Origin of the sequence: Bradyrhizobium uaiense (genome assembly GCF_010811875.1) — a bacterium.
Lineage (GTDB): Bacteria > Pseudomonadota > Alphaproteobacteria > Rhizobiales > Xanthobacteraceae > Bradyrhizobium > Bradyrhizobium uaiense.
Map to the genome: position 1 here is coordinate 1 of NZ_VKHP01000019.1, position 23,035 is coordinate 23,035.

Annotated in this window: 17 protein-coding genes and 1 pseudogene; 10 read left to right on the forward strand and 8 right to left on the reverse strand. The window is 65.2% G+C overall.

Annotated features, from left to right (window positions below):
- Together FNJ47_RS07490 and FNJ47_RS07495 are read left to right on the forward strand one after the other, a co-directional pair.
- A pseudogene (locus tag FNJ47_RS07490) lies at positions 1-294 on the forward strand (glycogen synthase GlgA); the annotation flags it as partial.
- A 191-nt stretch (positions 295-485) separates the two neighbouring features.
- Positions 486-1,544, forward strand: coding sequence for a class I SAM-dependent methyltransferase (locus FNJ47_RS07495; RefSeq protein WP_163152170.1), 1,059 nt, complete (start codon positions 486-488; stop codon positions 1,542-1,544).
- Positions 1,545-1,632: 88 nt separating this feature from the next.
- Here FNJ47_RS07495 and FNJ47_RS07500 read toward each other — a convergent pair whose 3' ends face one another.
- From FNJ47_RS07500 to FNJ47_RS07520, 5 genes are all read right to left on the reverse strand, one after another.
- Positions 1,633-3,255, reverse strand: coding sequence for a L,D-transpeptidase (locus tag FNJ47_RS07500; protein WP_163152172.1), 1,623 nt, complete (start codon positions 3,253-3,255; stop codon positions 1,633-1,635).
- 219 nt (positions 3,256-3,474) lie between these two features.
- On the reverse strand, positions 3,475-4,713 hold the full coding sequence (locus FNJ47_RS07505) for an MFS transporter (protein WP_163152174.1): 1,239 nt from the start codon (positions 4,711-4,713) through the stop codon (positions 3,475-3,477).
- An 88-nt stretch (positions 4,714-4,801) separates the two neighbouring features.
- Positions 4,802-5,314, reverse strand: coding sequence for a PRC-barrel domain-containing protein (locus FNJ47_RS07510; RefSeq protein WP_163152261.1), 513 nt, complete (start codon positions 5,312-5,314; stop codon positions 4,802-4,804).
- 59 nt (positions 5,315-5,373) lie between these two features.
- Entirely contained in the window at positions 5,374-7,575 is a 2,202-nt protein-coding gene (locus FNJ47_RS07515; protein WP_163152176.1) for an amylo-alpha-1,6-glucosidase, read from the reverse strand.
- Positions 7,576-7,659: 84 nt separating this feature from the next.
- Entirely contained in the window at positions 7,660-9,423 is a 1,764-nt protein-coding gene (locus tag FNJ47_RS07520) for an ABC transporter ATP-binding protein (RefSeq protein ID WP_163152177.1), read from the reverse strand.
- A gap of 313 nt (positions 9,424-9,736) precedes the next feature.
- Between FNJ47_RS07520 and FNJ47_RS07525 the strand changes: the two genes are divergently transcribed.
- The 6 genes from FNJ47_RS07525 to FNJ47_RS07550 all read left to right on the forward strand — a co-directional run bounded on the left by FNJ47_RS07525 (position 9,737) and on the right by FNJ47_RS07550 (position 15,690).
- Positions 9,737-10,804, forward strand: coding sequence for a glycosyltransferase family 4 protein (locus tag FNJ47_RS07525; protein WP_163152179.1), 1,068 nt, complete (start codon positions 9,737-9,739; stop codon positions 10,802-10,804).
- Positions 10,805-11,107: 303 nt separating this feature from the next.
- Positions 11,108-12,361: an ABC transporter substrate-binding protein gene (locus tag FNJ47_RS07530; RefSeq protein WP_163152181.1), complete on the forward strand. Its 1,254-nt coding sequence runs from the start codon at positions 11,108-11,110 to the stop codon at positions 12,359-12,361.
- Between the two features lie 16 nt (positions 12,362-12,377).
- Positions 12,378-13,247: a branched-chain amino acid ABC transporter permease gene (locus FNJ47_RS07535; RefSeq protein WP_163152183.1), complete on the forward strand. Its 870-nt coding sequence runs from the start codon at positions 12,378-12,380 to the stop codon at positions 13,245-13,247.
- Complete coding sequence (locus tag FNJ47_RS07540; protein ID WP_163152185.1) at positions 13,247-14,233, forward strand: branched-chain amino acid ABC transporter permease; 987 nt, start codon at positions 13,247-13,249, stop codon at positions 14,231-14,233. Before FNJ47_RS07535 ends, FNJ47_RS07540 begins: the two co-directional genes overlap by 1 nt.
- 10 nt (positions 14,234-14,243) lie before the next feature.
- Positions 14,244-14,993 (forward strand): ABC transporter ATP-binding protein, encoded by a 750-nt coding sequence (locus FNJ47_RS07545; protein WP_163152187.1) that lies wholly within the window; start codon positions 14,244-14,246, stop codon positions 14,991-14,993.
- Entirely contained in the window at positions 14,986-15,690 is a 705-nt protein-coding gene (locus FNJ47_RS07550; RefSeq protein WP_165445588.1) for an ABC transporter ATP-binding protein, read from the forward strand. The genes FNJ47_RS07545 and FNJ47_RS07550 overlap by 8 nt, the downstream gene beginning before the upstream one ends.
- 169 nt (positions 15,691-15,859) lie before the next feature.
- Here the strand turns inward: FNJ47_RS07550 and FNJ47_RS07555 are convergent, their stop codons facing one another.
- From FNJ47_RS07555 to FNJ47_RS07565, 3 genes are read right to left on the reverse strand one after another with little or no spacing between them, the layout of a single operon-like run.
- On the reverse strand, positions 15,860-17,803 hold the full coding sequence (locus tag FNJ47_RS07555; RefSeq protein ID WP_163152191.1) for an alkyl/aryl-sulfatase: 1,944 nt from the start codon (positions 17,801-17,803) through the stop codon (positions 15,860-15,862).
- A gap of 50 nt (positions 17,804-17,853) precedes the next feature.
- Positions 17,854-19,674, reverse strand: a complete 1,821-nt coding sequence (locus FNJ47_RS07560; RefSeq protein WP_163152193.1) for a flavin-containing monooxygenase — start codon at positions 19,672-19,674, stop codon at positions 17,854-17,856.
- Positions 19,675-19,721: 47 nt separating this feature from the next.
- Complete coding sequence (locus FNJ47_RS07565) at positions 19,722-20,966, reverse strand: acyl-CoA dehydrogenase family protein (RefSeq protein WP_163152195.1); 1,245 nt, start codon at positions 20,964-20,966, stop codon at positions 19,722-19,724.
- A gap of 102 nt (positions 20,967-21,068) precedes the next feature.
- On the opposite strand from FNJ47_RS07565, the gene FNJ47_RS07570 reads away from it, so the two are divergent.
- Together FNJ47_RS07570 and FNJ47_RS07575 are read left to right on the forward strand one after the other, a co-directional pair.
- Complete coding sequence (locus FNJ47_RS07570) at positions 21,069-21,857, forward strand: IclR family transcriptional regulator (RefSeq protein ID WP_163152197.1); 789 nt, start codon at positions 21,069-21,071, stop codon at positions 21,855-21,857.
- Between the two features lie 93 nt (positions 21,858-21,950).
- Positions 21,951-22,931: a Bug family tripartite tricarboxylate transporter substrate binding protein gene (locus FNJ47_RS07575; RefSeq protein ID WP_163152199.1), complete on the forward strand. Its 981-nt coding sequence runs from the start codon at positions 21,951-21,953 to the stop codon at positions 22,929-22,931.
- Positions 22,932-23,035 lie beyond the last annotated feature (104 nt).

The window sequence follows — 23,035 nt, forward strand, 5'->3', positions numbered from 1 at the left end:
CCCGGCGGTCTGTACGCAACGAACGTCCTGCACTCCGGCGCGCGGCCGTGCGGCCAGCAGCCGGGCGGGCGTGCGGCGCCCCTCGCCGACGGCGAGACCGGCTTCCTGTTCGCGCAGCCGTCGGCGGAATCCTTCCTCGGCGGCGTCAGGCGCGCCTTCGACGCCTATCGCGCCAAGGATCGCCTCAACGCCATGCGTTCGAGCGCGATGGCCAAGTCCTACAGCTGGGACCTGTCGGCCGCCTGCTACGGCGCGCTGTACAAAAAGCTCATCATGCCGCAGGCGGCGGCGTAAGGCGTTCGCCTCGCAAGCTTGTGAAGGAGGCCGCTCTGGCATCCCAGCCGGTTTGTGACATTCCGTCTCCGCCGCCGGGCCCATTCGTGCGATCATGTCGGCACCCACGGCCATTTGCCTGGACGATCACGCAAGCATGAAATTGGCAATGATGGACTTTTTGCAAAACCCGATTGCGATGGAGGAACATCATGGACGTCAACGAGGAGCGTCTTAATTCATTCATGGGAAAGATGATTGGCGACGTCGGCGCGGCGATGAACGCCTCGCTGATGCTGCTGGGAGACAAGCTCGGTCTTTACAAGACTCTCGCGGAGCAAGGTCCGATGAACGCCGCGGCCCTGGCCAAGGCAACGGGAACAACCGGACGTTACGTTCAGGAATGGCTCGCGGCGCAGGCAGCTTCCGGCTACGTCGAATACGACAGCGCCACCGGAAAATTCTCGATGCTGCCCGAGCAGGCGCTGGCACTTGCCAACGAGGACAGCCCGGTCTTCCTGGGCGCTGTGGGGAGCCTTGTCGGCGCGACCTTTCTCGACGAGCCGAAGATTACCGATGCGTTCAAGACCGGCAAGGGCGTCGGCTGGAACAGGCGCAGCGAGTGCCTGTTCTGCGGCACCGCCCGCTTCTTCCGCACCAGCTACAAGCACTATCTGGTCCAGGAATGGCTGCCCGCGCTCGAGGGCGTCGTCGACAAGCTGAAGAAAGGCGCCATCGTGGCTGACGTCGGCTGCGGCCACGGCGTCTCCACACGGCTGATGGCCGAGGCATTTCCGAAATCAACCTTCTACGGCTTCGACTATCACGAGGGCTCGATCCACGCCGCGCGGCAGTCCGCGCGCGAGGCCGGACTGTCGGACCGCGTTCATTTCCAGACGCACTCCGCCAAGGACTTCCCTGCCAACAACTATGACCTGGTGTGCTTCTTCGACTGCCTGCACGACATGGGAGATCCGGTCGGCGCCCTCAAGCACACCCGCTCCACCCTCGCCGACGACGGCACCTGCATGTTGATCGAGCCGTTCGCCAACGACCGGCTGGAGGACAACCTCAACCCGATCGGACGCATCTACTACGCCGCTTCGACCATGATCTGCACGCCGGCGTCGCTGGATCAGGAAGTCGGGCTCGCGCTCGGCGCGCAGGCCGGAGAGACCAGATTGCGCGAAGTCGCGCGTCAGGCCGGCTTCTCACGTTTCCGCCGCGCGGCGGAAACGCCGTTCAACCTGATCCTGGAAGCTCGACCGTAACTGCGCAACGCAATTGGACGGCGGCATCACACCGCCGTCCAACGCTCTCAGTGCTGGCCTGATCGGCGGCTACGCCGTCAGCGTCCTGCTACCAGTCCTGCGATTGCCAGTAGTACTGGCCGCCGCGCCGGCGCGGATTGGCGGCTTGCGGATTGCCATAATACGGATTGCCGTACTGGGTCGGCGCCTGGGGATTGCCGTATTGGGGATAGCCGTATTGGGTGCCGGACTGGGGATTCCAGCTGCGCTGGGAGAAGAAGCCGAAACCGTCGTCGTCCCTGCTGGCAATCGGGTAATCCTCATCCATCGGCCGCGGTGTCGGCTTGCGCGTGATGAAACCACCCTGGGGCTGGTTGCTCAGCACGGCGACGAACTCGGTGCGATAGTTGGTCTCGGCGCTCAACGGCTCGTCCGAGATGATGATCGAGGAGCGCGGCACGACGGTCGGCGCGATGCGATCCAGCACATCCTGCGGGATGGTGACGCGGTCGAGCGCGTCCTTAGCGTTGTCGCCATCGTCGATCGTCACCTCGGTCCAGCGCAGGCCGGAGTCGTTGCGCGCCATCGCCGTGAAGATATGGGTGCCGATCGGCTTGTCTGGATCACGGATCGTGACGGGAACTTCGATACTCGAGTCGAACACCTCGCCGCCGTCGGCCCACGGCTTATGCGTGTTGCGCCGGACGTAGAGCTTCTGCGTCGCGCGGCTGATGTAAACCGAGACCGGCTCCAGCGCGAGCTTGGCCTCGGTCGCCGCCTTCTGGGTGTCGGCCTTCTTGCTCTCGGCCGCTTTGAAGGCTTCCTTCGCGGCGGCTGCGGCATCGAGCTTCGGCTTCGCGTCGCCCTGGGCGGCCTCGAACTGGGTGGTCGCTTCGGCAGCCTTGGCGACGGCCTTCTGCTTCAAATCCTCGGCACGCGCCTTGGCCTGGTCGGATTTGGCCGCGGCAAGCGTCTTGTCGGCGAACGCCACCGCAGCGTCGGCGCGGGTCTTGATCTGTTCCAGCTTGCGCAGCGACGCCGGCGTGGACTGTGCCGCTTCCTTCGTCGCAACCGCGGAAGCCTTCTTCGCCTCGTCAGCGGTCTTGGCGGCATCCGCCGCCTCGCGAGCCAGCTTCTCGGCACGCGCCGGAGCAGCCGCGATGGCCTGTGCGTTCGGCACGAACAGCGCCGGATGGGTGAAGTCGACCGGGGCCGCGTCGTTCGGCGCGATGATCACCCGCATCCCGATCCGGGTCTTGTCGAACAGCTTCTCGGCGAAGTCATAGGGCATCCGGACGCAGCCGTGGGAAGCCGCATAGCCCGGCAGCGGCCCGCCATGCAGCGCGACGCCATTCCAGGTGATGCGCTGCATGTTCGGCATCCAGGCATCGTCGTACATGGTCGAGTGATGGTCCTTGTCCTTCTCGACCAGCGCAAACACGCCGGCCGGCGTCTCGCGTCCCTTCACGCCGCTCGAGACCGGCGCGCGGTAGATCCAGCCGTCGGCGTCGTAGAAAGTCACCTTCTGGGCGCTGATCGACACGATCGCCATGATCGGCTCGCCCGCATTACGCGGCGCCGACGCCTCGACGGTCGCCGCCGGACGCTGCTGCTTAGCAGCCGCGCCGCCGGTCAGTGACGCGAATGTGACCATCGCCGCGAATGTCACAAAGGCGGGGCGACCCCAACGCCGCATCGCTCCGGTGGTCTGCGCCGTCGTCGTTCGATTCATCCTGCCATTCCTCGGTCGAAATGCCTGCCGCGCTGCGTCGATCCGTACCAGAGCACGATTTTGGATTGATTAACCGCCGCCCGCATCGGCTCGTTCCAGCAGCAAATCACTCATATATGACGGCGCATGCAGGAGGAAGGGTACCGCAGGGCCAAAACCGCGCCGTAGCCGTCGAAATCCCCCGCCTGGAGGGAACCGCCGAGAGAGCTGCCTTCGCCCTCACGCCGTCCGCCGCGTCTCCGGCATCACCAGCCAGATCATGAACAACCCCACCGCGGCAACGCCGGCCAGGCCCATGAAGGCGGTGCTGCTGCCGAGCTTGTCGCTGACGTAACCGGCCAGCACCGTGCTGAGCGACGCGCCGATGCCGACCGCGGTGCCGACAATGCCCTGTGCCAGGTTGAAATGGCCGCTGCCGAACGCAACGTCGGCCACGATCAGCGGCACCATCACGCTGAAGATCGCCGCGGTGATGCCGTCGAAGATCTGCACCGCGACCAGCAGATAGGGATCGCGCACCGTTGCGAACAACAGGCCGCGGATCGCCAGCGAGGCGAAGGCCAGCAAGAGCAATGGCCGCCGGCCCACAGCCTGGGCCTTGCGGCCGACCGACGGCGAGCACAACGCGACGATCGCCTGCGGCACGATGATGCATGCCGCAATCAGGACCGGCGCCCATTGGCTCGATCGCGTCGTGACCACGCCCGCCATCAGCGGCAGCATCGCGGCATTGGCCAGCTGGAACAGCATCATCGCGCCGGCAAAGACTAGCAGTGTCCGGTGCCGCACCAGAGTGAAGACGCTGGTGGCGCGCTTGTCGGGAACCTCACGCTTCACCTCACCATGCGCCTGCGCGATGTCGATCTCGCGCTCGCGGATCCGTGCCAGCGACAACAAGGTCGGGATCGCCAGGATGAAGGTGACGAGGAACACGGAACGGCTCGACAGAAAATAGCCGCAGGCGCCCATCAGCGCCGCAGCCGAGCCGCTGCCGAGCGAGGCGAACCGTGCATTGCGGCCGAGCCGTTCGCCGATTGCAAGCGGCCCGACCAGGCCGAGGCTGATCGCGGCGATTGCCGGACCGAGCACGCAGCTTGCTAGCGCGTGCAGTGCCGCGGCGAGCGTCACCACGGGGAAGATCGGCCACAGCGCGTAGGCCAGCGCGCTGGCGCCGATCGCGGCCACCGCACAGCCCGCGACGACCTTCTCCGAGCGGGCCGCGTCGACGATCGCCCCGCCGGGCATCTGGCCCAGCAGGCCGATGATGCCGCCGATCGAGAGCACGAAGCCGATCTCGACCTGGGTCCATTTCTGCGTCGTCAGATAGACTGCGATAAACGGGCCGAAGCCGGTCTGCACGTCGGCCAGGAAGAAGATGAACCAGTCGAGCCCGCGCTGGCTTTCGCGCGATGGCGCGCGCGGCCCCTCCGGACTGGGCCGATCAGGGGGGATCGACACAATATTGGTGCCGCCGGCTGATCGCTCGCCACGATCGTCGCCAACCGTCTCGAAAGAAGGGTTCGGGCGCGCGACCAGCTTTAGCCCCCTAATGTTCGTAATCCCATGGGTGGAGATTGCCGGCCGCGCCCAGCACGATCAGCGGCGTATCTTCCTTGTATTCAGGCGCAGCACTCACCTGCTGCTTGTTGAGGTCCAGCGTGATGCTGTCGCTCTTGCTGGAAACGCCGGCGAAGCGCAGCGCGTTCCAATCGACCACGATCTTGCGGCTGCCGACGCCGAGAAAGCCTCCGAAATCGATCACCGCGGCGCGGACCTTGCCGTCACGGTCGACGATGACGTCGACGATGCGGCCCATGTCCTCGTTGGCGGAACTGCGGACGTCGCGCCCGAGAATGCCGTGCGCATCGCGCGCGCCGATCACGGTCACCGACGGCGGCGGCGACGGCTCCTTGGCCTGCTCCTTCGAGGCCGCGGGCGGCACAGGAGCTGCTGGCGGCGCTTCGGCCACCGGCGGCGGCGATGGCGTCGGCGCTGCGTCGTCGGCGGCACGGACACCCGCGCATGTCAGCAGCGACGCTGCGACCAGCATAACCATCATCCTCGGACGCATGTACATCTCCCCACGATTTTCCTGGCGGGCATGTCGCGCGACGACGCTCAATGCGTCAGCACGATCGACACCTGGATCTGGCCGCGCGTGCGCAGCACTTCGAGCGACACCTCGTCGCCGTGGCGGCGTAGCCTCAGATCGACGCTGGACGCGCCGAGCCTGAGATCACGCAGCACCACGTCGTTGAGGAATTCCGGCAGCCGCGGATCGCGCAGCCTGATCTCGCCGCGCGTCGTGTCGAACTCCAGCCCGAGCGCGGCCTCCAGCAGCGTGAATGGCGTCGCGCTGGCCCAGGCCTGCGGCGCGCAGGCGACGGGATAGAGCACCGGGCCGCGCCGACGCTCCCGGCGGAAGCCGCAGAACAGCTCGGGCAGCCGCCGCAGCTCCATATAGCTTGCGGCGTCGAACAGCCCCTTGAACAGATGCGCGACCGAATGCTTGAGGCCGTAGCGGGCAAATCCGAGTGCGATCAGCGCATTGTCATGCGGCCAGATCGAGCCGTCGTGATAGGACATCGGGTTGTAGCGCGCCTCGCCCGCGGCGACGGTGCGGATGCCCCAGCCCGAGAAGAATTTCTGGCTCATCAGGTCGGCGGCGACCCGCCGTGCGCGGTCCTCCCGCACCATGCCGGAAAACAAGGTCTGTCCGGCATTCGACGTGCGCACCTTGCACGGCCGCTTGGCGCCGTCGAGCGCGAGCGCATAGGTGCCGAGCTCCTCGCACCAGAACGCCTCTTCGAACCGCTCGCGCAGCCGCTCGGCCTCCGCATCCAGCTTGGCAGCCTTATCGGCAAGGCCAAGTGTGCGCGCCGCACGCGCGGCAAGCTGCTTGCCCGCGAACACGTAGCCCTGCACTTCCGCGAGCGCAATATTGCCTTCGGCGAGCGTTCCGTCGGCGTGGAAGATGGCGTCGAAGGAATCCTTCCAGCCTTGATTGCGAAGCCCCTGATCGGTCGCGCGCTGATATTCAACGAACCCGTCGCGATCGGGATCGCCGGGACCGTCGATCCATTGCAATCCGGCCTCCACAGCCGGCCACAGTTCGCGCAACGTCTCCACGTCGCCGGTGCGCTCCAGATAGAGCCCTGCCAGCAGCACGAACAGCGGAGTCGAATCGACGCTGCCGTAATAATGCGCGAACGGCACCTCGCGAAGCGCAGCCATCTCACCGCCGCGCATCTCGTGCAGGATCTTGCCCGGCGCGGCATCGGCCAGCGGATCGACCGCCATGGCCTGGAACAGCGCGAGCCGCTTCAGCACGCCTTTGGCGATCCGCGGATCGACCCACAGCATCTGCAGCGCGGTGATCAGCCCGTCGCGGCCGAATGTCGTCGAGTACCAGGGAATGCCGGCATAGGGGTAACGGCCCTGCGGCGTCTCGGTCATCAGCATGTTGAGGTCGGCCATCGCCTGGCACAGCACCTCGTTGAAGATGTTGTTCGAGGTCTCGATCGAAGCTGCGCCGGCCGACGAATTCCGCATCTCGCGACGATGCGCCAGCAGCCCGCGGAAGAACGGCACCGGCTTCTGCATGATCGGCTTGTTGCAGGAGACCGCGACGAACAGCGACGTCACCTGCCCGGGCTCGAGGTCGAAATGATAGGTCGCGGCGTTGACCGACAGCCGCGTCGGCCGCGGATCGAAATGCAGCGCGGTGATCCGGGTCTGCTCGTCGAGGCCGCAATATTCCAGCACGACGTCGGTCGGCCCCAATAGCTTGCTCGAGCCGATGCCGCGCCGCGGCCGGCGCTCGCCGCGCACCTCGAACAGGTCGGCAAAGTCATTGTCGAACAGGAGCGTGAGATCGAAGCTAGCGGCGTCGTCGCCGTGGTTCTGCAGGCCGATGCGTTGATAGGCCGTGCCGCGCCACAGGAAGATCGAGCGCACGATGTGCAGGGTGTCCTTCGGCAAGGTCAACCGGCCGTCGCGATAGACGTCGGAATTGGTGAGATCGACCGTCAACGCGGAATTGTCGTCGCGCATGTTGGAGCCGAGCAGCAGCGGCTGCACGTCCTCTAGCACCATTTCCAGCCGTGCGAGGTAGCGCGTGTCGGCGTTGAACAAGCCGTCCGGCCCGCCGGCCGAGGCACCGATATCGCCGTGGCTGTCGAGCACGATGAAGGTGTCGTCATGCTTGAGCGAGCGCCGCGGCCGCGCCGCGGGCCCGGTCATCGGAATGTAGAACGGCGATTCGGCGACGTGCTCAGTGATGCGAGCAGTGATGATCTGCGTGACGACGTCAGCTGCCATCTGAACCTCTGGCGACTTTTATTGGCCGTATTCCTGACTCGAACGAACGCACTGGAACGCAAGAACAGGCTTGATGACGCGGGGTCAGGCCGCGCTGGTGGAGAGGCGGCCCATCTCGCGCGCAACCAGATCGCGGTAGGGACCCCTTCCCTTCACGAGGATATCGGGCGGACCGTCCTCGACGATCCGGCCGCCCTGCAGCACGACCACGCGGTCGAAGCTGCGCAAGGTCGCAAGGCGGTGCGCGATCGCCACCACCGTACGCCCGCGCATCAGGCGCGACAACGCCTCGCGGATCGCCTCCTCGGATTCCGCATCGAGCGCCGCGGTGGCCTCGTCGAGCAGCAGGATCGGCGCGTCCTTCAGGAAGGCGCGTGCGATCGCGATCCGCTGACGCTGACCGCCCGAGACCTTGACGCCACGATCGCCGACGATGGTGTTCATGCCCTCGGGCAAGGTTTCGATGAAGTCGCAGCGCGCCGCGATCGCCGCCCGCAGCACCTCGTCGTCGGTGGCGTCGGGCCGGCCATAGCGGATGTTCTCCAGGATCGAACGGTGGAACAGCGAGATATCCTGCGGCACCACGGAGATCGCCGCACGCAGGCTCAGTTGGGTGACGCGCGAGATGTCCTGGCCATCGACCGTGATGTTGCCCTGCTCGACGTCGTAGAAGCGCTGCAGAAGGGTAAACAGTGTTGACTTGCCACCACCGGACTGGCCGACCAGTCCGACGCGCTGGCCGGGCTGGATGCGCAGGCTGAAGCGCTCGAACACCTGGAGGCCGCCGGGATAGCGGAACGAGACATTGTTGAAGGCGATCGCCGCGCCGCTCTTGACCAGCGTTTCCGCTTCCGGATGGTCCTTCAGTTCATGCGGCTGCAACAACGTCGCCAGCGCCTCGGTGAGGCGCGCGACATGCTGGGTGACGTCGACCAGCGCAACGGCGAGATCGCGGGTGGCGCTGAGGATCGAGATGCCGAGCGTGCAGACCAGCACGACATCGCCGGTGGTGGCCAAGCCCTGCTGCCAGAGCGAGAGCGCCCAGGCCAGCATCGCGATCGTCAGGACAACAGTCACGCCGGCGTGAACGAGGCGGAGCTTTTCGAGATAGCGCAGGGAACGGCCGCGCGCGACGAGTTCCCGATTGACGGTCGCATCGAAGCGGTCGTGCTCGTAGCCGAGGCCGCAGAACGCGCGCACCAGCGGCAAATTGTTGATGACATCGACCATTTCGCCATCCACCGCCGCAGCGCGGTTGGCGAAATCGTCATGCAGCGGCCGGCCGGCAGCCGCCATGCGGAACATTGCCACCACCATGGTTCCCGCGATCAGGACCAGCACCGCCGACATCGTCACGCTGACGGTTCCAACCAGCGTGATCGCCGCGAAGGTCGCGATGCAAGGCGGCAACACGTTCCATACGAACATGTTCTCGACGGTGTACACCGCGTTCGACGTTGCCGTGATCCGGCTGGTGAGCATGCCCGGCAGCCGGTCGGTGAAATAGCTCGGCGCGTGGCCGGTGAGATGGCGGAACATGTCGCGGCGAAGGTCGCCGGAGACGCTGACAAAGGTGTAGCTCGCGGTCCAACTCGCGATCCGCCACATGAAGTTGTCGGCGGCGATCAGCGACATGAGCAGAGCGAATGCCAGCCATACGCCGTTCGCAGCGGACGACCCTGCCGACAGCGCGCCAACCAGATTCTTCACGCCGTACTGCGTGCCTACCGAGCAGGCAACCGCCGCAACAACGGCCGACAAGATTACAACATGCGACGGAAGCCTTCGGCGCAGATAACGCAGCACAAAGGGGAACGGGCGATGCGCATATCCTGACAGATGGTCCATGACGTCCTGCAAAAGCTGTTGAAGGTGAACGAGAAAATTTTAGTCGAAGCTCTCGTGCACGATGACGTGAAGGGCGGCGGCGGGATTCCTTGATGCAGCCATCACTGCGCGACAATTTTGCAACGCTGGCGTCGGCAAAAGCGTGTTGGAGCGAGATGGCATCAGCAAGACCGCAGTGTGATGGAAGAAAGAAGCGGCAGATCTCCCAGACATAAGGAACCTCGCACGTGCGAGAACGTTCCCGTCTTTGGCATGTCGGTGCCATCAGAGGGCTGAGGGTAGTTCATTCCACATCACATACAGGAGACGGAGAATGCGCATCGCGCAGGTTGCCCCGCTGACGGAGGCTGTTCCCCCCAAGCTCTACGGCGGCACCGAACGGGTCGTGCACTGGCTGACCGAAGAACTTGTAACACTTGGACATGACGTGACGTTGTTCGCCAGTGGCGATTCACAAACCTCCGCGAAGCTCGATGCGACCTGGCCGAAGGCACTGCGCCTCGACGGCTCCGTCCGCGATCCCAATGCGCTGCACATGGTGATGCTGGAACGCGTCCGGCAGAAAGCCGACGACGACGAGTTCGACTTCCTGCACTGCCACCTCGACTATTATCCGTGGTCGCTGTTCGCGCGGCAGCCGACGCCGTTCGTGACCACGCTGCACGGCCGGCTCGACCTGCCGGAGCATCAGCCCGTCTTCAACACCTTCTCCAGGATCCCGGTGATCTCGATCTCCAACGCGCAGCGGCGGCCGGTGCCGCAGGCGCATTGGGTGCGCACCATCCATCACGGCCTGCCGGAGAATTTGCTGACGCCGCAACCGGCCAGACAATCCTATCTCGCCGTGCTCGGGCGCATCGCGCCGGAGAAAGGCGTCGATCGCGCGATCAAGATCGCGACCCGCTGCGGCATTCCGCTGAAGATCGCCGCCAAGGTCGATCGCGCCGACCAGGAATATTACGACGAGTTGATCAAGCCGCTGATCACGAACAATCCGCTGGTCGAGTTCATCGGCGAGATCAGCGACCGCGAGAAGCCGGACTTCCTCAGCGGCGCGATCGGGCTGCTGGTTCCGATCGACTGGCCGGAGCCGTTCGGGCTCGTGATGATCGAAGCGATGGCCTGCGGCACGCCCGTGATCGCCTATAATCGCGGTTCGGTGCCCGAGATCATCGAGGATGGCCTGACCGGCTTCATCGTCGAGGACGAGATCAGCGCGATCTCCTCCGTCGGCCGGCTTTCGACGCTCAATCGCGACGCGATCCGCAAGCAGTTCGAGACCCGCTTCACCGCGCGCCGGATGGCGCTGGACTATCTCGCCGCCTATCGCAGCCTGATGGAAGCCAAACCGCGCTTCAAGCTGGTGGCGAGCGCGGAGTAGCCGTTGCAGCGGCCGATCGAATGATCCGGCGGGCCGGCCGGCACTGTCCGTGCCGGTCCGTTGGGTCATTCGATTGTCAATAATGCCGCCGGGTCCGGCGTCAACTCCTACACGGCAAAGCCAACCCCGACGCGCGTGCCGCGCGATTGTTGCGACGCACCAGTCGCGACACCCCTCCCCTGAGTTCGGCCGATATCGCCTTTGCGATTGCCGAATTACGTGCTCTTATGCGCTCCGCTTGAGCAAAAAAATAATAAGCGAGCGGACGGAGCAACCGTGCCGCGGTCGCACAGGGGGAACGCCATGATAGGGGACCGCAAGCCGTCGGCCATTAATAATGCCGTGCCGACCAAAGCCTCGCAGAAAAAGCTGAACCGCCGCAGGTTCCTGATCAAAACCGGCGGCGTGCTCGCGGCCGGCGCGTTCGGCGCCGTTCCGCTGCGCGGCTGGGCCGCCGACCCGATCAACATCGGCGCGCTCTATCCGAGCACCGGCAGCATGGCGCAGATCGGCGTCGGTTGCGTCGCCGCGGCCAAGCTCGCAGTCGACATGGTCAACGAGGCCGGCGGCATCAAGTCGCTCGGCGGCGCCAAGCTCAATCTGATCGTCTCCGATGTGCAGAGCGACACCACGGTGACGCGCACCGAGACCGATCGTCTGATATCGGGCAACAAGCTGTCGGCGATCCATGGCTGCTACGCCAGCGCGCTGACCCTGATCGCGAGTGAGGTCTGCGAGCGCGCCCGCGTTCCGATCATCACCGGCTCGAGTTCCGACCAGCTCAACAAGGGACGCAGCTACACGTTCACGCCGTTCGCACGCGCCTCCCAATTCGCCAAGGCGCAGTTGCAGATGGCCAAGCTCGTAAGCGAGCAGGCCAAGGTCGCCGTCATCTTCGAGAACACCGCCTTCGGCACCTCGACCTCGAACGGGCTGAAGGAGCTGGCGCCGGGCGAAGGCGTCGAGATCGTGATGTTCGAGCCCTACTCGGCCGGATTCACCGATGCGAGCCCGCTGATCAACAAGGTCAAGGCTTCCGGCGCCAATACGCTATTCTCGCTGTCCTACCTCAACGACCTCATCCTGATCGTGCGCACGGTGAAGCAGGTCGGGCTCAACATCGCGATCAATGGCGGCTCCGGCGGCTTCGTGATGCCGGACTTCTACAAGAATGTCGGCAAGGCGGCCGAAGGCCTGCAAGGCGTTGCGCACTGGAACCACGACGTCAACGACGACGCGCAGAAAGTCAACGCCGAGTTCAAGAAGCGCACCGGCGAGTTCGCCTTCGAATATGCCGGCGGCCTGGTGGCGCAGACCTTCATGCTGGCCGACGCGCTGGAGCGCGCCGCCTCCGCCGATCCCAAGAAGGTGCGCGAGGCGCTGTCGACGCTCGACGTTTCCTCGGGCTATGCGGCGATGGCGCCGGGCGGCAAGGTGAAGTTCGGCCCCGACGGCAAGAACGTCTATGGCCGTCCGGTCGGCGTGCAGTGGCAGAATGCCGATCTCGCCAGCATCTTCCCCAAGGAAGACGCCCGCGCCTCGCTGATGAAGACCTGAGCCGCGGTCGGATCAGATGTGGGAGACACTAGCCCAGGCTGTGATCAACGGCCTGCTCATCGGCGGCATCTACGCGCTTGTCAGCATCGGCGTCACGCTGATCTTCGGCGTGGTCAAGATCGTGAATTTCGCCCAGGGCGAGTTCGTGATGCTCGGCATGTATATCTCGTTCTTCCTCGCCACCCAGTTCGGTATCGATCCGCTGGTCTCACTGGTGGTCTCGATGCCGGTGCTGTTCGTCGCCGGCGTACTGATCCAGCATTTCCTGATCCGCAGGGTGCTCGGGCCGAACGACATGCCGCAGATCTTCCTGACCTTCGCGCTGTCGCTATTGCTGCTCAATCTCTCGCTGATGCTGTTCAGCGCCAACTACCGCACCGTCCATACTTCTTACTCGGATGAAGCGTGGCACATCGGCGGACTCTACATCCCGGTGGCAAAACTGATCGCCTTTGCGGTTGCGATGGCGCTGAGCGGGCTGCTCTGGCTGTTCCTGCACACCACCGATCTCGGCCGCGCCATGCGGGCGGCGTCGCAGAACCGCGATGTCGCGATGCTGATGGGAATCAATCCGAACCGCGTGTTCGCGGTTGCGTTCGGTACTGCGCTGGCGCTTGCGGGCGCGGCCGGCTCGCTGCTGATGCCGTTCTATTCGGCCTATCCGTTCGTCGGCCAGGTGTTCGTGCTGATGGCGTTCGTCGCCGTCGTGATGGGCACGCTCGGCAATGTGATGGGCGCGCTGGTCGCGAGCCTGATGATGGGCATCGCGGAATCGCTCGGCATCCAGTTCGTCGGCGCGGATTCCGGCCTGATCGTGGTGTTCGCGCTGCTGCTGTTGACGCTCGCCTTCAGGCCGAGCGGCCTCGGCGCCAGGAGGGGCCGCTGATGCAGACCTCAGGCAACATGAAATGGCTGTGGCTCGCGATCGGGGCGGTCGTCATGCTGGCTTTGCCCCAGTTCGTCACCTCGTCGTTTGCGATCGACATCTTCATCCGCATCCTCTTGTTCTCCTTCATCGGCGTCGCCTGGAATTTGATGGGCGGCTATGCCAAGCAGCTGTCGCTCGGCCACGCCGCCTATTTCGGGGTCGGCGCCTACACCTCGACCATCATGCAGGTGAACTACGGTATCTCGCCCTGGATCGGGATGATCGCCGGCGGCGTGGTCGCGATGCTGGCGAGCCTGCCGATCGGCTGGCTCTGCTTCCGCCTGCGCGGCCCCTATTTCACCATTGCCACGATCGCGACCGCGCAGGTGCTGATGCTGATCTTCCTCAAGTTCCGCGACTTCGCCTGGGGCGCCGAAGGCACCACGATCCCCAACCTCGGCAGCGCGCCGCTGATGATGCAGTTCGAGGAGAAGTCGTCGTACTATTACGTCGTACTCGGCCTGCTCGTGGTCGGGCTGTGGATCACCCACCAAATCGAGAAATCCTGGATCGGATATTACCTCGTCGCGATCGGCGAAGATGAAGATGCGGCAGAGGCGATCGGCGTCAACGCGCCGAAGGTCAAGCGCGACATCTACATGATCAGCGCGTTCCTGACCGCGCTCGCCGGCACCTTCTACACGCAGTACATCTACTTCATCGATCCCGCGACCGCGTTCAGCTTCAACGTCTCGATCGAGGCTGCGCTGGTCTCGATCGTCGGCGGCATCGGTACGCTCTGGGGGCCCGTGATCGGCACCGTGCTGCTGGAGACCACCTCGGCGCTGCTGCAAAGCTGGCTCGGCAGCTCGGTGGGCGGCATCCAGCTCACGGTCTACAGCCTGATCCTGATGGCGGTGATCCTGTGGCGACCGACCGGCCTGATCGGGTTCGCGACCGATGTCTATCACCGCACTCTCCGGCGCAAGCCGGCGCGCGCCTGAGGTCGCTACGATGGCAGAAGCACTGGTCATCAAGGGTCTCAGCAAGCGCTTCGGCGGCCTGCGCGCCGTGCAGGACGTCAGCTTCACCGTACAGGAGAACGAGACGGTAGCGCTGATCGGGCCGAACGGCGCGGGCAAGACCACGAGCTTTCACTTGATCACGGGATTTCACCGGCCGGACTCCGGCTCGGTGCTCGCCTTCGGCCAGGAGGTCGTGGGACTCAGGCCGCACGACGTCTGCGCGCTCGGCATGGCCCGCACCTTCCAGGTCGCAAAACCGTTCGGTGCGATGACGGTGCTCGCCAATGTAATGACCGGCGCCTTCCTGCGCGACCGCCATGTCGCCGCCGCGCAAAAGAAGGCGCGCGAGGCGATCGAGTTCGTCGGACTCGGCGCCAAGGAGCAGACCCGTGCCCGCGACCTCACCACGATCGACCAGCGCCGGCTTGAAATGGCCCGCGCGCTGGCCACGCAGCCAAGGATCCTGCTGCTCGACGAGGTGATGGCCGGGCTCAACCCGGCCGAGATCGACCAGGCGGTGGCGCTGGTGAAGAAGCTTTCCGCCAGCGGCCTGACCATCGTGATCGTCGAGCATGTGATGCGGGCGATCATGGCGGTGGCCCGTCACATCGTGGTGCTCGACCACGGCCAGAAGATCGCCGAGGGCGCGCCGAAGGAGATCGTGGAGAATCCAGAGGTGATCCGCGCCTATCTCGGCTCCTATGTGCATCCGACTGCGCAGGGAGACGCCCATGCTTGAGCTCTCCCGCGTCAGCGCCAGCTACGGCTCGGTCCCCGCCATCACCGATATCAGCATTTCGATTGGCGAGGGCGAAGCCGTCGGCCTGTTAGGTGCCAACGGAGCCGGCAAGAGCACGACGCTGCGCGCCGTCTCCGGCCTCGTCAAACTGTTCGGCGGCAAGGTCACGTTCGATGGCATCGACCTAGCGACGCTGCCACCGTACCGGATTCCGGAGCTCGGCATCGCGCATGTCCCGGAAGGCCGCCAGGTCTTCCCCGAAATGACGGTGCAGGAGAATCTCGAGATCGGCGCCTATACACCGAAGGCCAAGGCGGATCGCGCACGCACGATGGAGCTGGTCTACAGCATCTTCCCGCGGCTCGCCGACCGCAGGAAGCAGCTCGCCGGCACCATGAGCGGCGGCGAGCAGCAGATGGTCGCGGTCGGCCGCGGGCTGATGCTGAAGCCGCGCCTCTTGATGCTGGACGAGCCCTCGCTGGGCCTCGCCCCCGTCGTGACCGACGTCACCTTCGAGAAGATCGGCGAGATCCACAAGATGGGCACCGCGATCCTGCTGGTCGAGCAGAACGTCAGCCGCGCGCTGTCACTGGTGCAGCGCGCCTACGTGCTGGAGAGCGGCAACGTGATCATGCAGGGCTCGAGTGCCGAGCTCGCCGACAACAAGCAGGTGCAGGCGGCGTATCTCGGGATTTGAGGTCTGCCGCCCCGTCATCCCCGCGCAAAGGCTCCGCCTTTGTCGCTGGAGGAGCGCGCCCTTGCGCGCGTCTCGAAGGATGCACGGCCACCAGCCGGGCCGTCGACCCTTCGAGACGGCCGCCCAGCGGCCTCCTCAGGGTGACGGGAATAGCTCTTCGCGTGCGGCCTTACGTCACCACCGTCCGCTTCGGCTCGACGATCTCGAACATTCGCGGGAATTCATCCATCAGCATCATCAATTCGCCGAGCCGCTGCGGATCGCCTGCCACCTTCACCTTGCCGGCGCCGACGGCGTCCGGGAACGTGGTCAGCTTGGCGATGACCTCGTCGAGCACGCTGCGCGCCAGCGTGAAGCTCGCATGCGCATCGGCGGCCTGCGCCGCCGTGACGTAGGTCAGGGCTGAATTTTCAAGATTGAGCACGAAGGTCTCGCCGGTGTCGGTAAAACTCCAGTTCAGCACGATGCGCTTGCCTTCGGCCTTGGGGCCGTTGAGGCGGACGCCGAGCACGTCCCAGAGTTGCTCGGTGCGGAGCGCAGCCAGCGTCTCGCGCGGCATCGGGGAGCGCGGCGGCGTCTTCGGCATGCCCTGCCGCAGCTCCTGCGCCCCGAACAGATAGGCGTTGCGCCAGGTCGAACTCTCGGCGGCATAGCCGAGCTGCTCGAACGTGTCGGCCAGCAATGCGCGGGCCGCCTGGTTGTCCGGCTCGGCAAACACGAGGTGACTGACGGCTTGCGCCACGAAGCGGAATTCGCCCTTGGCGAAGTCGGCCGCGGCGCGTTTCAGGATCGCATCGGCACCGCCCATATACTCGACATATTTCCTGCCGGCCTCGACCGGCGGCAACGCATCGAGATTGACCGGATTGGCGTCGTACCAGCCGAGATACTTCTGATAGATCGCCTTCACATTGTGCCTGATATGGCCGTAATAGCCGCGGCCGTGCCAGGCGCCCTCCAGGCTCTGCGGCAGGCGGATCGTCTCGGCAATCTCGGCCGCATTGAGCCCGTGGTTCATCAGCCGGATGGTCTGGTCATGCGCGTATTTGTAGAGGTCGCGCTGCTCGCGGATCATGGTGTCGATCCGCTCGCGTCCCCATACCGGCCAGTGATGCTGGCCGCACATCGCCTCGGCCTTGCCGCCCCACATCTGCAGGGCTTCGCCGAGATATTTCGACCACGCCAGCGCGTCGCGCACGTCGGCGCCGCGGAACGGCAGCAGATTGTGGAAATTGTGCGTGCAGTTCTCGGCGAGGTTCAACAGCCTGTAGCGCGGGATGAAGAAGTGCATCTCCGCCGGCGCCTCGCTGTTCGGCGCCATCTGGAATTCGAACTCGACACCGTCGATCATACGCTTGTCGCCGGTCGCGATGATCAGATCGGTCGGCCGCAACAGCGCGACGCCGCCCGCAGCCATGGTCTTGCCGAGACCGCAATCGACATGGCCGCGCGCGCCCTTGGCGAGGAACGGCCCGAACTGGTACTGCGCGCGGCGCAGCATCGCCGGTCCGGCGATGATGTTCTCGGAGACCGCGTGCTCCATGAAGAGGTTCGGCGCGATGATCGGCACGCCCGCCGCCAGCATGGCGTCGTCGAGCACCCCGCGTGCGCCGCCCCAATGATCGGTGTGGGTGTGGGTGAAGATGACGGCCGCGACCGGCCGCTTGCCGCGATGCTGGAAGTAAAGCTCCATCGCGGCGCGCGCGCCCTCGATCGAGGTCAGCGTGTCGACCACAATGACGCCCTTGTCGCCCTCGATCAGCGTCATGTTGGCGATGTCGAGGCCGCGTACCTGGTAGACGCCCGGCACCACCTCGAACAGGCCGTGATGCATGTTGAGCCGCGACTGTCGCCACAGGCTCGGATCGACGGTCGCGGGTGCCTTCTCGTCCGACAGGAAACCGTACGGCTCGAGGCTCCAGACCACCCTGCCCTGGGCCGAGGTGACGCGCGCATTCTCGATGGTGCCGAGGAAGCCGCGCGCGGCGTCGTCGAAATCCCTGGTATCGGCGAACGGCAGCGCCTTCAGCGTGGCCTCGTGCTGCGCGATGACCGGCGCGGATGCCGCCTTCGGACCTTCGTGCGGCGCTTCGGCTGCGGTTATCTGGGTCATACTCAGGCACTCCCTCGTTTGGCGGAAACTCAGTCTCGGTCGCGCATCGTTCAGCGGAACTGCAGGCCTTCGAACTGGCCGCTGCTGCGCCACTCGTCGATATATTTGAAGTAGGCCAGCGCGCCCGCCGGATAGCCGACATTGAGCTTCGCCGCCGGCCCCGGCTCGCGTCCCTCATTGTTGTAATAGCCGGGCGTGCAATCGGGCCCGCCGATCATCCGGCCGACCGCGGTCAGCAGCAATTCGACCCAGCGGTTCTCGGCGTCCTTGCTGACTTCGATTTCCTTGAAGCCGTTGTGCTGCGCGTGACCGACCATCAGGGCGATGGTGCGCGCCGCCTCGGTCAGGTTGTGCGGCACGTTGGAGATCAAATTGGCGCCCTGCGTCGGCTGCACGAAGAACAGGTTCGGGAAGCCATGCACATGGATGCCGTGCTTGCTGCGCATGCCCTCGGCCCAGTGCTCCGACAGCTTGATGCCGGCCCGGCCCGTCACGTCGAAACCCGCCCGGCGCTTGTATTCGGTGCCGACCTCGAAGCCGGATGCGTAGATGATGCAGTCGAGCGGATATTCCTTGCCCGCGACGACGATCCCGTTCTCGGTGATCTCCTCGACGCCTTTGCCGTCGGTATCGACCAGATGCGTGCCCGGCGTGTTGAACGCCTGAAGATAGGCGTCGTGGAAGCATGGTCGCTTGCAGAGCTGACCGTACCAGGCCTTGAGATCCTTGGCCGTCTTGGGATCGCGGACGATGGTATCGACGCGGTTGCGGATCTCCTCCATCTTTTCGAAGTCGGAATCCTCGAACGCCGCCCGCATGTTTTCCACGGTGCGCTGCTCGCGCGGCAGCAGCATGACCTTGGCGCGGATCCGCTTCGACAGGTCGGTCCAACCGTCCTGCACCAGATCTTCCTCGGCGGATCCACCGGCCTGGTTGGCGGTGAAATTCTCCAGCCAGCGCTGTTGCCAGCCCGGCGTCGCGATATCGGCAAACCAGTCGGGATCGATCGGGCCATTGCCGCGCACATCGACCGACGACGGCGTGCGCTGGAACACATAGAGCTCCTTGCAGGCGCGCGCGAGGTGCGGGATGCACTGCACCGACGTCGCCCCGGTGCCGATGATACCGACGCGCTTGTCGGCAAGCTTATTCATCAAGGCGCCCCTGGGATCGCCGCCGGTGTAGTCGTAATCCCAACGGCTGGTGTGGAACGAGTGGCCCTTGAAGCGCTCGATGCCGGGAATGCCGGGCAGCTTCGGCACATGCAGCGGACCGGTGCCGATGCCGACATATTGCGCGGTGAAGGCGTCGCCCCTTGTGGTGCGGATGATCCAGCGCGAATGCGCGGCGTCCCAATCGAGGCTCGTCACCTCGGTGTGGAACAGCGCATTGTCGTAGAGATTGAACTGCCGGCCGATCCGCTGGCAATGCGCCAGGATTTCGGGCGCATGCGCGTATTTCTCCGTCGGCATGTGGCCGGTCTCTTCGAGCAGCGGCATGTAGACCATCGACGCGGTGTCGCATTGCGCGCCGGGATATCGGTTCCAGTACCATGTGCCGCCGAAATCGCCGCCCTTCTCGACAATGCGGACATCCTTGACGCCGGCCTCGGTCAGCCGCGCCGCGGTGGCGAGCCCGGCAAAGCCGCCGCCGATGAAAGCGAAGGTGACGTGGTCAGTCTTCGCCGCGCGCGCCACGACCGGCGTGTAGGGATCCTCGAGATAATGCGCGAGCTGGTCCTTGATCTGGAGATACTGGTCGTTGCCGTCGGGACGCAGCCGCTTGTTGCGCTCCTCCTGATATTTCCGGCGCAGCCGCTCCTTGTCGATCGCGGAGGGCTTTGCGTCACGGGCTTGCTCGGTCATCGTCATCGGAAGGCGCCTCGTTCTGGGAAATTCGGCGGACACTGTAGCGCCGCTCAGGCGGGACGTGCAGCAAGATAGGGCGAGTTGGCGATCGACCAGTCCGGCATCGGCTCCATCCGGAAGATCTGCCGCAGATGCACCTCGTCGGGCCCGTCGCCGATCCGCAACAGCCGTCCCCAGGCCAGCGCCTGATGGATCGGCGTGTCGTCGGAGCCGCCCATTGCGCCGAACACCTGCATGGCGCGGTCGGCGATCTTCTGCAGTATCGCCGGCACCGCGACCTTGATCAGAGACACGTCGCGCCAGGCGCCATGATGGCCGGCCTGATCCAGCCGCCAGGCGCAGCGATAGGCAAGCAACCGCGCCTGCTCCAGCTCGACGCGAGCTTCGGCGATCCAGCGCTGGACGGTGTCGTACTGGATCACGGTACGGCCGAACGCGCTGCGCTCCCCGGCGCGCGCCATCATCAGCTCGATCAGGAGCTCGCAGAGACCGATCGAGCGCATGCAGTGGTGGATGCGCGCCGGCCCGAGCCGGACCTGCGCGACCTTGAAGCCCTCGCCCTCGGCGCCTAGCAGGTTTTCCGCGGGCACCCGGACATCGTCGAACACGAGCTCGCCGATCGGCGCGACATGATCTTCGCAGCCCATCCAGCGCAGCCGCCGCACCAGCCGCACGCCGGGCGCATCCATCGGCACGATGATGCAGGAATGCCGGCTGGTACGCTCGGCGCCGGCATCCGTGACGCCCATGACGATCAGGAAGCTGCAGCTTGGATGCGCGGCGCCGGTGATGAACCATTTGCGGCCGTTGATCACATAGTGATCGCCGTCACGCACCATCCGTGTCGCGATGTTCGTGGCATCGGACGACGCCACGTCGGGCTCGGTCATGCCAAAGGCGGAGCGCGTCTCAGCGTTGAGGAGCGGCGCCAGCCAGCGCGTCTTCTGTTCCGGCGTCGCGCAATTCTGCAACGCGATCATGTTCGGGACGTCGGGTGCCTGGCAGTTGAACACCTCCGGCGCCCAGAACAGCCGTCCCATGATCTCCGCCAGCGGCGCGTAGTCGAGATTGGACAGCCGCGTGCCCGGCTCGTCCGCGGCAAGTTCGGGCAGGCCGAGATTCCACAGTCCCGCCGCGCGGGCCTTCTGCTGCAACTCGGCCATGAAGGGCGGCGTGTCGTTGTGGGCGCGGACGTGGTCGAGCCAGGCGCGATGGCGCGGCAGCACCTCCTGCTCGAAGAAGGCCAGCAGATCGCGCCGCCAACGCTCCGATCGCTCGGACAGACCGAAATCCATGCCGCCTCCCATCTTTGGACGGGACATAAGCCCATATCGAAACGATTTGCAAATTCATTTCGATATATTGACAGACCAACCAAGATTTGACCATTATTTCGTATGGCGGCATTGTCCTCGCTCGAACCCCAGACCGATCCGTCCTTTGCGACCACCTTGGCGCACGGGCTCGACCTGTTGGCCACCTTCCGCAACCACGCAGGTCCACTGTCGAATGCAGAGCTTGCCGAATACACCGGCCTGTCGCGGCCGACCGTCTCGCGCCTGACCTACACGCTGGAGCAGCTCGGCTACCTCAGGCGCGACGCCAAGGGCCGCTTCGTGCCCGGGCTCGGCGTGCTCGCCGCCGCCTATCCGGTGCTGTCGCAGCTCAAGGTCCGCCAGCTCGCGCGTCCCCTGATGCGCGACTTCGCTGCGTATACCGGTGGCACGGTATCGATCGCGATGCCGTTCGGGCTCGACTTCATCTATGTCGAAACGCTGCGCACCACGGACGCGGTGCCGCACGTGCCTGACGTCGGTTTCGTCTCGTCGCTGGCGCCGACCGCGGTCGGGCGCGCCCTACTGTCGTTGTTCACCAAGGACGAACGCGACGCCTACGTCGCCCGCGTGAAGGCCGAACGTCCCGAGGAACTCGACTATGTCGAGCGGCGCACGCTGCCGGACATCGAGCTCTGCAACGAGCGCGGCTTCGCCGTCTCGCTCGGCGAATGGCGGCGCGAGATCTTCGGCGTCGCCGCGCCGCTCTACCGCACGCCGACCGGCGAATGCCTGTCGGTCAATTGCGGCATCCCCTCGTTCCGCTTCAGCGCCGAGCAGATCGAGCGCGAATGCGGGCCGCGCATCCTCGGGCTCGCCCGCAGCATCCGCTCGCTGGTGGCCAACAGCTAGGGCAAGATCCGGAAGCGCGTGAGGCGCTTTCCCAGAGATCATGCATCAAGGTCCGCATCGCGCGAACGATGCGGCACATGGGGGGAGGACGACATGCGTGGCATCACGACCGCGATGGCCTTGCTCGTGGGCATCGTCACGGCGCTCTGCGGCAGCATTGGCGCTCGGGCACAGGACAATTATCCGAGCCGACCGATCCACACCATCGTGCCCTACCCCGCCGGCGGCATCGTCGACATCGTCGCGCGCGCGGTGACCGAGCAGGTCGGCCGCGACTGGAAGCAGACCGTCGTGGTGGAGGCGCGTCCCGGCGGCAACAGCAATATCGGCACCGCCGCAGTCGCGCGCAGCGAACCGGACGGCTACACCTGGCTTGTCACCGGCCCCGCCCTGCTGGTCAACCCCGATCTCTACAAAGATGCGGGCTGGAACGCGGCCAAGGATTTCAGATGCGTCGGCCTCGCGGTCTGGAATCAAAGCGTCGCGCTGGTGCATCCGTCGATGCCGGTGAAGACCATCGGCGAATTCGTCGAACTGGCCCGCAAGCGGCCGGGAGAGTTCAACTTCGGCAATCCCGGCACGGGATCGTCGATCGACCTCAGCGCGCAGAAATTGTTTCAGGTCGCCGGAATCAAGCTGACCAATGTCGGCTACAAAGGCCAACCACAGGCACTGATCGACCTGATGACCAACCTGATGCATTTCGAGATCATCTCGCTCGAGCTGGCTCTGCCGCACATCAAGGCCGGTAGCGTCAAGCCACTCGCGGTGTTCACCGACAAGCGCGTCCCCGACCTGCCCGACGTTCCGACGATCGCGGAGGCCGGCTTTGCCGAGGCCGCCTACGTGCCCTGGTACGGCATCTACGTCCCGGCCGCGACGCCGGCGCCGCTGCTCGCCAGGATCAATGCGGCGATCAACAAGGCGCTACAGAACTCCGACGTGCAGCGCCAGCTCTCGCTCGCCAACATTCCCGGCAAGCCGATGTCGCTCGACGAGCTCGCCGAGCTGATGAAAGTCGATCAGCAAAAGCTGACAACCGTCATCAAGACCTCGGGAATGGCGCTTCAGTAGAGTCCGATTCAACCGTCAAACAGCTTGTTCAGTGTCATCGCCCGGCTTGACCGGGGCGATCCAGAATTCCAGAGACGATTGCGCTTGAACCGATAAGGCCGCTT

Excerpts from the sequence above, each read along its gene's own strand:
- FNJ47_RS07495 (WP_163152170.1), top strand. The coding sequence starts at position 486 with ATGGACGTCAACGAGGAGCGTCTTAATTCATTCATGGGAAAGATGATT.
- FNJ47_RS07500 (WP_163152172.1), bottom strand. The coding sequence starts at position 3,255 with ATGAATCGAACGACGACGGCGCAGACCACCGGAGCGATGCGGCGTTGG.
- FNJ47_RS07510 (WP_163152261.1), bottom strand. The coding sequence starts at position 5,314 with ATGATGGTTATGCTGGTCGCAGCGTCGCTGCTGACATGCGCGGGTGTC.
- FNJ47_RS07515 (WP_163152176.1), bottom strand. The coding sequence starts at position 7,575 with ATGGCAGCTGACGTCGTCACGCAGATCATCACTGCTCGCATCACTGAG.
- FNJ47_RS07520 (WP_163152177.1), bottom strand. The coding sequence starts at position 9,423 with ATGGACCATCTGTCAGGATATGCGCATCGCCCGTTCCCCTTTGTGCTG.
- FNJ47_RS07525 (WP_163152179.1), top strand. The coding sequence starts at position 9,737 with ATGCGCATCGCGCAGGTTGCCCCGCTGACGGAGGCTGTTCCCCCCAAG.
- FNJ47_RS07530 (WP_163152181.1), top strand. The coding sequence starts at position 11,108 with ATGATAGGGGACCGCAAGCCGTCGGCCATTAATAATGCCGTGCCGACC.
- FNJ47_RS07535 (WP_163152183.1), top strand. The coding sequence starts at position 12,378 with ATGTGGGAGACACTAGCCCAGGCTGTGATCAACGGCCTGCTCATCGGC.
- FNJ47_RS07540 (WP_163152185.1), top strand. The coding sequence starts at position 13,247 with ATGCAGACCTCAGGCAACATGAAATGGCTGTGGCTCGCGATCGGGGCG.
- FNJ47_RS07545 (WP_163152187.1), top strand. The coding sequence starts at position 14,244 with ATGGCAGAAGCACTGGTCATCAAGGGTCTCAGCAAGCGCTTCGGCGGC.
- FNJ47_RS07550 (WP_165445588.1), top strand. The coding sequence starts at position 14,986 with ATGCTTGAGCTCTCCCGCGTCAGCGCCAGCTACGGCTCGGTCCCCGCC.
- FNJ47_RS07555 (WP_163152191.1), bottom strand. The coding sequence starts at position 17,803 with ATGACCCAGATAACCGCAGCCGAAGCGCCGCACGAAGGTCCGAAGGCG.
- FNJ47_RS07560 (WP_163152193.1), bottom strand. The coding sequence starts at position 19,674 with ATGACGATGACCGAGCAAGCCCGTGACGCAAAGCCCTCCGCGATCGAC.
- FNJ47_RS07565 (WP_163152195.1), bottom strand. The coding sequence starts at position 20,966 with ATGGATTTCGGTCTGTCCGAGCGATCGGAGCGTTGGCGGCGCGATCTG.
- FNJ47_RS07570 (WP_163152197.1), top strand. The coding sequence starts at position 21,069 with ATGGCGGCATTGTCCTCGCTCGAACCCCAGACCGATCCGTCCTTTGCG.
- FNJ47_RS07575 (WP_163152199.1), top strand. The coding sequence starts at position 21,951 with ATGCGTGGCATCACGACCGCGATGGCCTTGCTCGTGGGCATCGTCACG.